This window comes from Enterococcus sp. AZ197 (genome assembly GCF_050556405.1).
Taxonomy (GTDB): Bacteria; Bacillota; Bacilli; order Lactobacillales; family Enterococcaceae; genus Enterococcus; species Enterococcus faecalis.
Map to the genome: position 1 here is coordinate 1,186,668 of NZ_CP187873.1, position 13,292 is coordinate 1,199,959.

Annotated in this window: 11 protein-coding genes; 9 read left to right on the forward strand and 2 right to left on the reverse strand. The window is 39.9% G+C overall.

Annotation, left to right across the window (positions count from 1 at the left end; genetic code table 11):
* Position 1 precedes the first annotated feature (1 nt).
* The 3 genes from IGK82_RS05835 to lpdA all read left to right on the forward strand — a co-directional run bounded on the left by IGK82_RS05835 (position 2) and on the right by lpdA (position 4,155).
* Positions 2–979 (forward strand): alpha-ketoacid dehydrogenase subunit beta, encoded by a 978-nt coding sequence (locus IGK82_RS05835; protein ID WP_002357767.1) that lies wholly within the window; start codon positions 2–4, stop codon positions 977–979.
* A 142-nt stretch (positions 980–1,121) separates the two neighbouring features.
* Entirely contained in the window at positions 1,122–2,741 is a 1,620-nt protein-coding gene (locus IGK82_RS05840; RefSeq protein WP_002357766.1) for a dihydrolipoyllysine-residue acetyltransferase, read from the forward strand.
* 7 nt (positions 2,742–2,748) lie between these two features.
* Positions 2,749–4,155 carry a dihydrolipoyl dehydrogenase gene (gene lpdA, locus IGK82_RS05845; RefSeq protein WP_002357765.1) on the forward strand — a complete coding sequence of 469 codons (1,407 nt, stop codon included), beginning with the start codon at positions 2,749–2,751 and terminating at the stop codon, positions 4,153–4,155.
* Positions 4,156–4,268: 113 nt separating this feature from the next.
* Here the strand turns inward: lpdA and IGK82_RS05850 are convergent, their stop codons facing one another.
* The gene (locus IGK82_RS05850; protein ID WP_002382271.1) at positions 4,269–5,255 is read right to left on the reverse strand and encodes a PocR ligand-binding domain-containing protein; all 987 of its coding nucleotides are present in this window, start codon (positions 5,253–5,255) and stop codon (positions 4,269–4,271) included.
* A 160-nt stretch (positions 5,256–5,415) separates the two neighbouring features.
* Here IGK82_RS05850 and IGK82_RS05855 point away from each other — a divergent pair, with 160 nt between their 5' ends.
* The 5 genes from IGK82_RS05855 to IGK82_RS05875 all read left to right on the forward strand — a co-directional run bounded on the left by IGK82_RS05855 (position 5,416) and on the right by IGK82_RS05875 (position 9,471).
* On the forward strand, positions 5,416–6,555 hold the full coding sequence (locus tag IGK82_RS05855) for a glycerol dehydrogenase (protein ID WP_002363858.1): 1,140 nt from the start codon (positions 5,416–5,418) through the stop codon (positions 6,553–6,555).
* A gap of 12 nt (positions 6,556–6,567) precedes the next feature.
* Entirely contained in the window at positions 6,568–6,966 is a 399-nt protein-coding gene (gene dhaM, locus IGK82_RS05860) for a dihydroxyacetone kinase phosphoryl donor subunit DhaM (RefSeq protein WP_002357762.1), read from the forward strand.
* Positions 6,967–7,950 carry a dihydroxyacetone kinase subunit DhaK gene (gene dhaK / locus IGK82_RS05865; RefSeq protein ID WP_002357760.1) on the forward strand — a complete coding sequence of 328 codons (984 nt, stop codon included), beginning with the start codon at positions 6,967–6,969 and terminating at the stop codon, positions 7,948–7,950. It begins immediately after the preceding gene.
* A gap of 12 nt (positions 7,951–7,962) precedes the next feature.
* On the forward strand, positions 7,963–8,565 hold the full coding sequence (gene dhaL, locus IGK82_RS05870) for a dihydroxyacetone kinase subunit DhaL (protein WP_002360441.1): 603 nt from the start codon (positions 7,963–7,965) through the stop codon (positions 8,563–8,565).
* Between the two features lie 123 nt (positions 8,566–8,688).
* Entirely contained in the window at positions 8,689–9,471 is a 783-nt protein-coding gene (locus tag IGK82_RS05875; protein WP_002394413.1) for a hypothetical protein, read from the forward strand.
* Between the two features lie 72 nt (positions 9,472–9,543).
* Here IGK82_RS05875 and IGK82_RS05880 read toward each other — a convergent pair whose 3' ends face one another.
* Complete coding sequence (locus tag IGK82_RS05880) at positions 9,544–10,695, reverse strand: hydroxymethylglutaryl-CoA synthase (RefSeq protein ID WP_002357756.1); 1,152 nt, start codon at positions 10,693–10,695, stop codon at positions 9,544–9,546.
* A 185-nt stretch (positions 10,696–10,880) separates the two neighbouring features.
* On the opposite strand from IGK82_RS05880, the gene IGK82_RS05885 reads away from it, so the two are divergent.
* On the forward strand, positions 10,881–13,292 hold the full coding sequence (locus IGK82_RS05885) for a hydroxymethylglutaryl-CoA reductase, degradative (RefSeq protein WP_430605162.1): 2,412 nt from the start codon (positions 10,881–10,883) through the stop codon (positions 13,290–13,292).

The window sequence follows — 13,292 nt, forward strand, 5'->3', positions numbered from 1 at the left end:
AATGGCACAAAAAACTATGATCCAAGCAATTACAGATGCCTTAGCTCTTGAATTAGAGAAAGACGAAAATGTCTTAATCTTCGGTGAAGACGTTGGTAACAACGGTGGGGTTTTCCGTGCAACTGAAGGTTTACAAGAAAAATTTGGTGAAGACCGCGTCTTCGATACACCTTTAGCTGAATCTGGTATCGGTGGATTGGCTTTCGGTCTTGCCTTGCAAGGTTACCGTCCAGTTCCTGAAATCCAATTCTTTGGTTTCGTTTTTGAAGTATTTGACGAAATCGTTGGTCAAATGGCTCGTACGCGTTACCGTATGGGTGGAACTCGTAATATGCCAATTACTGTTCGTGCCCCATTTGGTGGTGGTGTTCATACACCAGAACTTCACTCAGATAACTTAGAAGGATTAATCGCACAATCACCAGGTGTTCGTGTTGTTATTCCATCAAACCCTTACGATGCAAAAGGACTATTAATTTCATCTATTCGTAGCAACGATCCAGTTGTTTACTTAGAGCACATGAAATTATACCGTTCATTCCGTGAGGAAGTGCCAGACGAAGCTTATGAAGTGCCTTTAGATAAAGCGGCTGTAACTCGTGAAGGAACAGACGTATCAATCATCACTTACGGCGCTATGGTTCGTGAAGCGATTAAAGCAGCTGATAGCTTAGCGAAAGACAATATTTCAGCAGAAATCATTGACTTACGTACAGTGGCTCCTTTAGATGTGGAAACAATTATTAACTCTGTTGAAAAAACTGGCCGTGTGGTTGTCGTTCAAGAAGCACAAAAACAAGCTGGCGTTGGCGCTATGGTTGTTTCTGAAATTTCTGAACGTGCCGTATTATCATTAGAAGCACCAATCGGACGTGTATCTGCTCCAGATACAATCTTCCCATTCGGACAAGCAGAAAATATCTGGTTACCAAATGCGAAAGATATCGAAGCAAAAGCTAGAGAAATCGTCGAATTTTAATAGTTATTCGAAGTAGATAAACGAAGAATTAAACAGGTGGAATACGGCTATAGGCATGAAATGTTCAGCTACTATAGTCGTTTCCCCGCGTTTTGCTCCTAAGAAAATAGACAGATCCAACGAAGAAGGGAAGACTTAAAAAATGGCTTATCAGTTTAAATTACCGGATATCGGTGAAGGGATTGCCGAAGGCGAAATCGTTAAATGGTTTGTAAAACCTGGCGATACAATCAACGAAGACGATACGTTATTAGAAGTACAAAATGACAAATCAGTGGAAGAAATTCCATCACCAGTAACAGGTACTGTAAAAAATATCGTTGTACCAGAAGGAACAGTTGCAAACGTTGGTGACGTGTTAATCGAAATCGACGCACCTGGTCACGAAGATAACGATGCAGCACCAGCAGCTCCTGCACAAGAACAAACACCAGCACAACCTGCTGCTGTACCAACAACCGAAGCAGCTGGCGGATTTTTCCAATTCAAATTACCAGACATCGGTGAAGGAATTGCCGAAGGCGAAATCGTTAAATGGTTCGTTAAAGCGGGCGACACAATTAATGAAGATGATTCATTATTAGAAGTACAAAATGACAAATCAGTAGAAGAAATTCCATCACCAGTAACAGGTACTGTAAAAAATATCGTTGTACCAGAAGGAACAGTTGCCAATGTGGGTGACGTGTTAGTTGAAATTGACGCACCTGGTCATAATTCAGCAGCACCGGCAGCCGCAGCACCAGCTACTGACGCTCCTAAAGCGGAAGCATCAGCTCCAGCCGCTTCAACAGGCGTAGTTGCAGCCGCTGATCCAAACAAACGCGTTTTAGCAATGCCATCTGTTCGTCAGTATGCGCGTGAAAAAGACGTTGATATTACACAAGTAACTGCAACTGGTAAAGGTGGCCGTGTCATTAAAGCGGATATTGATGCCTTTGTTTCTGGTGGCTCTCAAGCAGCACCAGCTACTGAAGCTGCCGCAACAGAAGCAGCACCTAAAGCGGAAGCAGCTGCACCTAAAGCAGCGCCAAAAGCCTTTACTTCTGATTTAGGTGAAATGGAAACACGTGAAAAAATGACACCAACACGTAAAGCAATTGCTAAAGCAATGGTTAACAGCAAACACACTGCTCCTCACGTAACATTACATGATGAAGTAGAAGTTTCTAAATTATGGGATCACCGTAAGAAATTTAAAGATGTTGCTGCTGCAAATGGTACAAAATTAACATTCTTACCATACGTTGTAAAAGCATTGACTTCAACTGTTCAAAAATTCCCAATCTTGAATGCATCAATCGATGATGCAGCACAAGAAATTGTTTACAAAAATTACTTTAACATTGGTATCGCTACTGATACAGATCATGGCTTATATGTACCAAATGTTAAAAATGCTAATACGAAGAGTATGTTTGCTATTGCTGATGAAATCAACGAAAAAGCAGCATTGGCTATCGAAGGCAAATTAACTGCACAAGATATGCGTGATGGTACAATCACAATTAGTAACATTGGTTCAGTCGGTGGCGGCTGGTTTACACCAGTAATCAACTACCCTGAAGTTGCTATTTTAGGCGTTGGTACAATTGCACAAGAACCAGTTGTTAATGCAGACGGCGAAATCGTTGTGGGACGCATGATGAAATTATCATTAAGCTTTGACCACCGTATCGTTGACGGCGCAACTGCTCAAAAAGCAATGAACAACATTAAACGCTTATTAGCTGATCCAGAATTACTATTAATGGAAGGATGATTAACAAATGGTAGTAGGAGATTTCGCCATTGAACTAGATACAGTCGTAATCGGAGCTGGACCTGGAGGATACGTTGCTGCAATTCGTGCCGCAGAAATGGGTCAAAAAGTTGCGATTATCGAACGTGAATACATCGGAGGCGTTTGTTTAAACGTTGGATGTATTCCTTCAAAAGCTTTAATTGCTGCTGGACATCATTACCAAGAAGCACAAGATTCTTCAACTTTTGGTGTAACAGCTAAAGGAGTCGAATTAGACTTTGCAAAAACACAAGACTGGAAAGATAACACAGTTGTTAAATCATTAACAGGCGGCGTTGGCATGTTATTGAAAAAACACAAAGTAGAAATTATTGAAGGCGAAGCATTCTTCGTTGACGAAAATACATTGCGTGTTATTCACCCAGACTCAGCACAAACTTACTCATTCAATAATGCTATTGTAGCAACAGGTTCTCGTCCAATTGAAATCCCAGGATTCAAATTTGGCGGACGCGTGTTAGATTCTACAGGCGGTTTAAACTTAAAAGAAGTTCCTAAAAAATTCGTTATTATCGGTGGCGGTGTCATCGGTGCTGAATTAGGTGGCGCTTATGCTAACTTAGGTTCAGAAGTAACAATTTTAGAAGGTAGCCCATCAATTTTACCAACTTATGAAAAAGATATGGTTAAAGTTGTCACAGACGACTTCAAGAAGAAAAACGTAACAATCGTGACTTCAGCAATGGCTAAAGAAGCTGTTGACAATGGCGATAGCGTCACTGTTAAATATGAAGTTAACGGAAAAGAAGAAAGTGTTGAAGCAGATTACGTAATGGTCACTGTTGGACGTCGTCCAAACACAGACGACTTAGGCTTAGAACAAGCGGGCGTTGAAATTGGCGAACGTGGTTTAATCCCAGTTGACAACCAAGGACGTACTAACGTGAAAAACATCTTCGCAATCGGCGACATCGTACCAGGTGCTGCGTTAGCGCATAAAGCAAGCTACGAAGCAAAAATTGCTGCTGAAGCAATTTCTGGTAAGAAAGTTGCAGTTGATTACAAAGCAATGCCAGCTGTTGCCTTTACTGATCCAGAATTGGCAAGCGTTGGTATGACTGTTGCAGAAGCAAAAGAAGCGGGAATCGAAGCAAAAGGCTATAAATTCCCATTTGCTGGTAACGGCCGTGCAATCTCTTTAGATAAAACTGAAGGATTCATGCGTTTAGTTACAACTGTAGAAGACAATGTCATCATCGGTGCACAAATTGCCGGTGTCGGTGCAAGTGACATGATTTCTGAATTAGCTTTAGCTATTGAATCTGGCATGAATGCAGAAGACATTGCTTTAACAATCCACCCACACCCATCATTGGGCGAAATCACTATGGATACAGCTGAATTGGCTTTAGGTTTACCAATTCATATTTAATAGTATCACTTTGTCGCACGACAGATATAATGCGCCTTTTGCACTTGTTGCATTAGCCACAGCAAGAGCAAAAGGTGTAAAAAAAACAACGACTTTTAGGAGTCGTTGTTTTTTTATGCTCTGTTCTTTCTTTTACGGTATTTAAGAGGTGTTTCACCCGTTTCTTGTTTAAAGATACGGACAAAATAGCTATCTTCAACAAACCCTAAATCTTCACTGATTTGGGCAATTGTTTTATCTGTCTCCAAAAGAAGCTGTTTAGCCCATGTGATTTTTAATTGTCGATAAAATTGACTAAAGGGAATACCAAACTCCTCTTTTAATAAACGACTTAAATACGTCGGTGTCAAATGAACAAGGTCTGCCAGTTCTTGTAAATTTAAACGCAGCGATTTGTTTTCCCAAAGGGCATCTAAAACCGGTTGTAATTGCTTATTTTTAGTTTGATAGGCACTTGAAGGAGTTAATTGAGCAGTTAATAAAGTTTGTTGAATATCTTTTTGGATCATATTCAATGGCTCCAGCTCTTCTTTTCGCGAACTAATCTGTAAGGACTGTTTGTACGTATTGATTAAATAATCTTTTTTGATGGCTTCAGAAATAATATATTGGCTTAGATCAGCGATTAATGTCGCGCTCTTTTCTAAGTCTGCTAGTTCTAAAACAGGGTATTGTTGATACAGCTCTTGGTGTGTTACTAAAAATTCTTGAATGAAGGCATCATTCATGGTTAAAACCTGTTCTAACTCTTCTTGGTGATCTTCGAGCAAAACTTCACCAGCCATAATGGCTCCTACATACTGGTCATCAACAATAATGGGGATGGCCATATCAACGATGTTAAAGTGACAACGGTAGATAAAAGGCTGACCAGTGCGAACAGCTTCCAAGCCACCACGAGCATCACATTTTTCACAAAGTTTCGAGAGCTCAGGGGAGTGACGTACCAGTTGGCAAAAGGGTTGAACTTGACTATGTTTCGTCACAGGACGACCTTTATAATCGACTAAAATAATGGCTAAACGAGTGCTTAAGGCCAATGATTCTTGCAATTTTTCCCACTTTTCTAAATCTAAAATATTTTTTAATTCTACAGTCATAAGGCAATCCTTCAATCTAAAGTTTAAAAATCATAATATTTTATTATTTCACAAAATAATTCTATCATTTTTTGCAAGAAAACGATACCAAAAGTTCAATGCTTTTTGAATGAAAGCGTTTTATACTATGTGTGTAAACAAAATATAGGAGGCTATCAACATGAGAAAAGCATTGATTTTACCAACGAAATATGTTCAAGGGGAAGATGAATTACTAAACTTAGGTTACTTCGTTTCAACTTTTGGAAAAAAAGCGTTACTAATTGCAAATCCTGCTGACGTTGATCGTGTACGTCCACAATTGGAAGAAACAGCGAAAAAGTTTGACATTACCTTCGTAGAGGGTGGCTTTAGTGGAGAAGTAACGCGTGAAGAAACAAAGCGCTTGCAAAACGTTGGACAAAAAGAACAAGCAGACTGTATCATTGGTTTAGGTGGCGGTAAAGCAATCGATGCTTCAAAAGTCGTAGCAGAAGGTGAAAACTTAATTATTGTACCAACGATTGCGGCTCAAGATGCACCAACTTCGCATTCAGCTGTACTATATCATGAAGATGGCTCATTTGATGATTATGCTTACTTTAAACAAAGTCCAAGCGTCGTGATGGTTGATACAAAAGTGGTTGCCAAAGCGCCAACTAGATTTTTAGTTGCTGGAATGGGGGATGCCTTATCCACATATTTTGAAGCACGCGCAACACACAATTCATATTCTCGGGTTAATGCTAGTTTGCCAATGGGTTCAAGAGAAGGCTTAACGCCCGCTGCTAGCGGCACATATGCAGCTTTGGCCATGGCAAAACTTTGCTGGGAAAACCTACAGGAAGATGGGTTAAAAGCGAAATTAGCTTGTGATGCAAATGTGGTTACTGAATCATTGAATAAGATTATCGAAACAAATATCTTACTTTCAGGCTTAGGTTTTGAAAGTGGCGGTTTAGCTGCAGCGCATGCGATTCATAACGGTATGACAGTCTTACCTGGTGCGCACAGTTATTTACATGGTGAAAAAGTAGCCTTTGCAACGATTGCACAACTTGTATTAGAAGATGCAGCAAAAGACGAATTAGAAGCTGTTTTAGACTTTAGTGCTTCTGTAGGTTTACCATTAACGCTTTCAGACATTGGTGTCGATGAAATCACTTATGAAGAAGCATTGGAAGTAGCCAAAATTGCTTGCATTCCAGAAGAATCAATTCATTCAATGCCATTCCCAATTGTCGTTGAAGAAGTAGCGAATGCAATCATTGTTGCAGATAAAGTCGGACAAGAATATAAAACAAGACATAAATTAGATTAAGGAAGTGTCCACATGAAAGCAGATATTTTACTCGTTTCACATAGCAAAATGATTACAGATGGTATTAAAGAGATGATTGAACAGATGAACGCCAGTGAAGAAATTACAATTCATTCACTTGGTGGTACATCAGATGGTTCATTAGGTTCAGATCCAATGAAAATCATTGACACGATTAACGAAGCGGACTCTGACCGAGAATTTTTAATTTTTGCCGATTTAGGCAGTGCCGTTTTAAGTTCAGAATTAGCTTTTGATATGCTAGAAGAAGACCAACAGAAACATTATCATTTAGTCGATGCACCATTGGTTGAAGGTGCCTTTGCGGCAGCAATTACTGCAGGTGTCTCAGATGATTTGACGCAAATTTTAGCAGAAGCTCAAAATGCTGGTAAGAAAGGGTGGAACTAAATGAAAAAAATTATTAATGAACCTGGTAAAATTGTCGAAGAAATGCTCCAAGGAATTGTGAAAAGCTATGGAAACCTTGTTCATCAAGTCGAAGATTCTCGCGTGATTGCTCGCAACGACTCAAACAAACAAGTTGGGTTAGTATCTGGTGGCGGAAGTGGTCATGAGCCTGCACATGCTGGGTTTGTTGGTGATGGAATGTTAAATGCCGCAGTTTTAGGTGATGTCTTTACTTCACCAACACCAGATCAAATTTTAACAGGGATCCAAGCGGCAGACCAAGGGGCCGGTGTTCTGTTAATCGTAAAAAATTATACAGGCGATATTTTGAACTTTGAAATGGCCAAAGATATGGCTGATATGGAAGACATTCATGTAGAAATGGTCGTTGTCGATGACGATATTGCTGTCGAAGATAGCACCTATACCGCTGGAAAACGAGGCGTTGCCGGGACTGTTCTTGTCCATAAAATTTTAGGGCATCATGCCCGCCAAGGTGCTTCTTTAGAAGAGCTCGTTTCTTTAGGAGAAAAGATTGTAGCAGCCACGAAAACAATTGGAGTGGCTTTAAAAGCAGCCACTGTGCCTGAAGTTGGCAAACCAGGTTTTACTTTACCAGAAGATGAAATTGAATTTGGCGTAGGGATTCACGGAGAACCAGGCTATCGTCGTGAAAAAATCCAACCATCGAAAGAGTTAGCGAAAGAATTAGTTGAAAAAACATTAAGTAGCTATGAACAACAACCACAAACAGTGGGGGTACTTGTCAATGGCATGGGCGGCACGCCATTAATGGAACAATTTGTATTTATGAACGACGTGCTAACATTATTAGAAGATAAAGGTGTTCAAGTTACCTTCCATAAAGTGGGTAACTATATGACGTCTATTGACATGCAAGGATTATCTTTAACGATGATTGACTTGGCGACAAAAGACTGGCAAACAGCGCTAGAAAGCAATGTAACAACAATTTCTTGGTAAGGGTGATAAAAGATGGAATTAACAGTAAAAGATATTCAAACATGGTTAGACAATTATTCAAAAGTTATTGAAGAAAAAAAAGACTATTTAAGTGAATTAGACACGCCGATTGGTGATGGGGATCACGGTAACAACATGGCTCGTGGTATGGCTGAATACAAAATTGCGTTTGACAAAAAAGTACCAACAACAATCACGGAGACATTTAAAGTCCTATCCATGGCTTTGATTTCAAAAGTTGGCGGAGCTTCTGGTCCTTTATATGGTACTGCGTTTATGAATATGACTAAAGCGACAAAAGATTTGGAAACCATCAGTTCGCCAGAGCAATTAAAAGAAATTGTTCAGCAAGGTCTAGCTGGGATTCAGATGCGTGGCAAAGCTGAACCAGGAGATAAAACGATGGTTGATGTCTGGGCACCTGTTGCTGAAGTAATTGGAACGGAACAATTTAATGAAGAAAAAATTGAACAATTTGCTGAAGCAACAAAAGATTGGGTGGCGAAAAAAGGACGTGCCTCTTATTTAGGGGAACGAGCAATTGGTCATATTGATCCAGGAGCAGCATCTAGTGCATTATTATTTGAAGAACTAGTCAAAGTAATCAATCAATAACAGTGAGAAAAAAGTTTAGCAAGTGCCTCTCTTGAAGCGCTTGCTAAACTTTTTTATAAATAATGGTTTCTTTTGTTCATCTATGGGATAATTTAAGTAACAAAAAATAACAAAGATAGACCAATGGGGGATTTAAAGATGAAAAAGCATGTGATTGTGGGATGTTTATTAATCGTTAGCTCAATGTTTGTAAGTGCTTGTGGAAATTCGTCAGACGTGACCACGGAAAAAACCAGTGTCACAAAACAAGTCGAAGCTACGGGACAAAGCACATCCTCTTCTGTAGACCAAACCAAGTATGATGCCATTATTACAGAAGCTAAAAAGTTAACGGCAGAGGGGCAATATAAAGAATCAGAAGAAAAATTAGCTACGATCCCTGTTAGCGATTTAGGGAAACCACACTATTCGATCGTTAAAGAAACGGTTGAGAAACTAAATAATCAAAATAATGAAGGCTTAAAAAGACAAGAAGAAGTCGCGGTTGAAAAGCAAACGAAGTCGAGTCCGGCACCAACGGAATCACTTAAACCAATTCCAGATGAATTTGCTAAATGGGCAACCACGTATCTTTTTTATTATCCACGAGGAGATCAAAAGCAAGCGGGTTTAATCATTGAAGCGAATGGAGCGGTCACGCAGACGAATACGAATGGCGAAATTTACACAGGAAAAGCCGAAATAAGTGGAGCTTCGGGCACTATTTTAAGTTATGATACGACTAGTTATCGCCCGACGACCCAACCAGCTACAAAATCGATTACTCCAAATGTTAAAATCACTGTTACTTGGAACAATGGCGGCGGTGTTGATGTTTATTATGGCTACGTTTCTTATTCACAACGTTTAGCTTTGACAGATGGTATCGCCGTGACAGACGGGGTCAAAGAAGTTTGGCTTTCATAAAAAGAGCTAGACATTCAAGTTTTTGCTTGAATGTCTAGCTCTTTTGTTGATTGAATCGGGGGATTTAAATACTTAGTTTCGATAAGAACGAACGGTATTATTAATAGCAGAAATACTATATTTTAATTCATCTTCTAACGTTTGATCAATGTCTGTGTCTAAAGTTTCTGCAAACATGGCTTCATATTCAGCGATAGAAAGTTCTGTCCGATTATCCAGCAGTGCTAAATGAGTTTCTTTTTGTAAATGATTTTGATAACCAGCTACTAATTCACCAGTGAAAAATTCAGCGACAGCACCAGAACCATAACTGAATAAACCAATTTGATTGCCTGCGGTTAAAGTCGTTGCATTTTCTAAAAGGGAAATGAGTCCCAGATAAAGTGAACCCGTATACAAGTTTCCTACGCGACGACTATAGATGATGCTTTCTTCATAACGAGCTAAAATTCGTTCCTGTTCTGCTTCAGTTTGGTCGGAGATTTTTGCTAATAAGGCTTTTTTGCCCATTTTTGTGTAAGGAATATGGAACGCTAAAGCATCATAATCTGCAAAATCAAGACCGGTTCGTTTTTTATGTTCATCCCAGACTTGGGCAAAAGATTGGATGTAGGTTTCGTTTGACAAAGGACCATCGACCATAGGATACGGGTGGCCTGTTGGACGCCAAAAGTCATAGATATCTTGCGTCAGCATCACATTATCCTCTTTTAAAGCCAAAATGCGCGGTTCACTAGCAACTAACATTGCAACCGCCCCAGCTCCTTGTGTAGGCTCACCGCCAGAATTTAAGCCATATTTTGCAATATCTGCCGCTACGACCAAGACTTTTTTATCTGGATGTAAGGCTACGTGATTCTTAGCTAACTGTAAGCCTGCTGTTGCTCCGTAACAAGCTTCCTTGATTTCGAAAGAGCGAGCGAAAGGTTGAATCCCCATTAAACGATGTAAGACAACTGCGGCCGCTTTTGACTCATCGATACTGGACTCAGTCCCGACAATCACCATATCAATGGCCTCTTTATCTTCTTTGGTCAAGATCGCTTCTGCGGCATTGGCTGCAAATGTCACAATATCTTGGCTGATTGGGTTCACCGCCATTTGGTCTTGCCCAATACCAATATGAAATTTTCCAGGGTCTACATTTCTGGCTTCAGCCAGTGCCGTCATATCAATATAATAAGGGGGCACAAAAAAACTAATTTTATCAATCCCAATTGTCATTTCTTTAACTCCTTTACGATAAATAGATTCATTATATAAAATAGCACGAAATGAACCAAAATGGGGAATTTTTGTATTAACTTCATAGATTATTAAAAAATATCTTATAAGTCTGTTAACATTCAGTAATTGGCACTTGTGATTCTGGGATTTTATGATATATTTCAAGATGGAGGTGCATTTAGTTGAAAACAGTAGTTATTATTGATGCATTACGAACACCAATTGGAAAATATAAAGGCAGCTTAAGTCAAGTAAGTGCCGTAGACTTAGGAACACATGTTACAACACAACTTTTAAAAAGACATTCCACTATTTCTGAAGAAATTGATCAAGTAATCTTTGGAAATGTTTTACAAGCTGGAAATGGGCAAAATCCCGCACGACAAATAGCAATAAACAGCGGTTTGTCTCATGAAATTCCCGCAATGACGGTTAATGAGGTCTGCGGATCAGGAATGAAGGCCGTTATTTTGGCGAAACAATTGATTCAATTAGGAGAAGCGGAAGTTTTAATTGCTGGCGGGATTGAGAATATGTCCCAAGCACCTAAATTACAACGATTTAATTACGAAACAGAAAGCTATGATGCGCCTTTTTCTAGTATGATGTATGATGGATTAACGGATGCCTTTAGTGGTCAGGCAATGGGCTTAACTGCTGAAAATGTGGCCGAAAAGTATCATGTAACTAGAGAAGAGCAAGATCAATTTTCTGTACATTCACAATTAAAAGCAGCTCAAGCACAAGCAGAAGGGATATTCGCTGACGAAATAGCCCCCTTAGAAGTATCAGGAACGCTTGTGGAAAAAGATGAAGGGATTCGCCCTAATTCGAGCGTTGAGAAGCTAGGAACGCTTAAAACAGTTTTTAAAGAAGACGGTACTGTAACAGCAGGGAATGCATCAACCATTAATGATGGGGCTTCTGCTTTGATTATTGCTTCACAAGAATATGCCGAAGCACACGGTCTTCCTTATTTAGCTATTATTCGAGACAGTGTGGAAGTCGGTATTGATCCAGCCTATATGGGAATTTCGCCGATTAAAGCCATTCAAAAACTGTTAGCGCGCAATCAACTTACTACGGAAGAAATTGATCTGTATGAAATCAACGAAGCATTTGCAGCAACTTCAATCGTGGTCCAAAGAGAACTGGCTTTACCAGAGGAAAAGGTTAACATTTATGGTGGCGGTATTTCGTTAGGTCATGCGATTGGTGCCACAGGTGCTCGTTTATTAACGAGTTTAAGTTATCAATTAAATCAAAAAGAAAAGAAATATGGAGTGGCTTCTTTATGTATCGGCGGTGGCTTAGGACTCGCTATGCTACTAGAGAGACCTCAGCAAAAAAAAAACAGCCGATTTTATCAAATGAGTCCTGAGGAACGCCTGGCTTCTCTTCTTAATGAAGGCCAGATTTCTGCTGATACAAAAAAAGAATTTGAAAATACGGCTTTATCTTCGCAGATTGCTAATCATATGATTGAAAATCAAATCAGTGAAACAGAAGTGCCGATGGGCGTTGGCTTACATTTAACAGTGGACGAAACTGATTATTTGGTACCAATGGCGACAGAAGAGCCCTCAGTGATTGCGGCTTTGAGTAATGGTGCAAAAATAGCACAAGGATTTAAAACAGTGAATCAACAACGCTTAATGCGTGGACAAATCGTTTTTTACGATGTTGCAGATCCCGAGTCATTGATTGATAAACTACAAGTAAGAGAAGCGGAAATTTTTCAACAAGCAGAGTTAAGTTATCCATCTATCGTAAAACGGGGCGGCGGCTTAAGAGATTTGCAGTATCGTGCTTTTGATGAATCATTTATATCTGTCGACTTTTTAGTAGATGTTAAGGATGCAATGGGGGCAAATATCGTTAACGCTATGTTGGAAGGTGTGACCGAGTTGTTCCGTGAATGGTTTGCGGAGCAAAAGATTTTATTCAGTATTTTAAGCAATTACGCAACGGAGTCGGTTGTTACGATGAAAACGGCTATTCCAGTTTCGCGTTTAAGTAAGGGGAGCAATGGCCGGGAAATTGCTGAAAAAATTGTTTTAGCTTCACGCTATGCTTCATTAGATCCTTATCGGGCAGTCACGCATAACAAAGGAATCATGAATGGCATTGAAGCTGTAGTTTTAGCTACAGGAAATGATACACGCGCTGTTAGCGCTTCTTGTCATGCTTTTGCGGTGAAGGAAGGTCGCTACCAAGGCTTGACTAGTTGGACGCTAGATGGCGAACAACTAATTGGTGAAATTTCAGTTCCGCTTGCGTTAGCCACGGTTGGCGGTGCCACAAAAGTCTTACCTAAATCTCAAGCAGCCGCTGATTTGTTAGCAGTGACGGATGCAAAAGAACTAAGTCGAGTAGTAGCGGCTGTTGGTTTGGCACAAAATTTAGCGGCGTTACGGGCCTTAGTCTCTGAAGGAATTCAAAAAGGACACATGGCTCTACAAGCACGTTCTTTAGCGATGACGGTCGGAGCTACTGGTAAAGAAGTTGAGGCAGTCGCTCAACAATTAAAACGTCAAAAAACGATGAACCAAGACCGAGCCTTGGCTATTTTAAATGATTTAAGAAAACAATAA

Excerpts from the sequence above, each read along its gene's own strand:
- IGK82_RS05840 (WP_002357766.1), top strand. The coding sequence starts at position 1,122 with ATGGCTTATCAGTTTAAATTACCGGATATCGGTGAAGGGATTGCCGAA.
- IGK82_RS05880 (WP_002357756.1), bottom strand. The coding sequence starts at position 10,695 with ATGACAATTGGGATTGATAAAATTAGTTTTTTTGTGCCCCCTTATTAT.
- IGK82_RS05850 (WP_002382271.1), bottom strand. The coding sequence starts at position 5,255 with ATGACTGTAGAATTAAAAAATATTTTAGATTTAGAAAAGTGGGAAAAA.
- lpdA (WP_002357765.1), top strand. The coding sequence starts at position 2,749 with ATGGTAGTAGGAGATTTCGCCATTGAACTAGATACAGTCGTAATCGGA.
- IGK82_RS05875 (WP_002394413.1), top strand. The coding sequence starts at position 8,689 with ATGGGGGATTTAAAGATGAAAAAGCATGTGATTGTGGGATGTTTATTA.
- dhaM (WP_002357762.1), top strand. The coding sequence starts at position 6,568 with ATGAAAGCAGATATTTTACTCGTTTCACATAGCAAAATGATTACAGAT.
- dhaL (WP_002360441.1), top strand. The coding sequence starts at position 7,963 with ATGGAATTAACAGTAAAAGATATTCAAACATGGTTAGACAATTATTCA.
- dhaK (WP_002357760.1), top strand. The coding sequence starts at position 6,967 with ATGAAAAAAATTATTAATGAACCTGGTAAAATTGTCGAAGAAATGCTC.
- IGK82_RS05835 (WP_002357767.1), top strand. The coding sequence starts at position 2 with ATGGCACAAAAAACTATGATCCAAGCAATTACAGATGCCTTAGCTCTT.
- IGK82_RS05855 (WP_002363858.1), top strand. The coding sequence starts at position 5,416 with ATGAGAAAAGCATTGATTTTACCAACGAAATATGTTCAAGGGGAAGAT.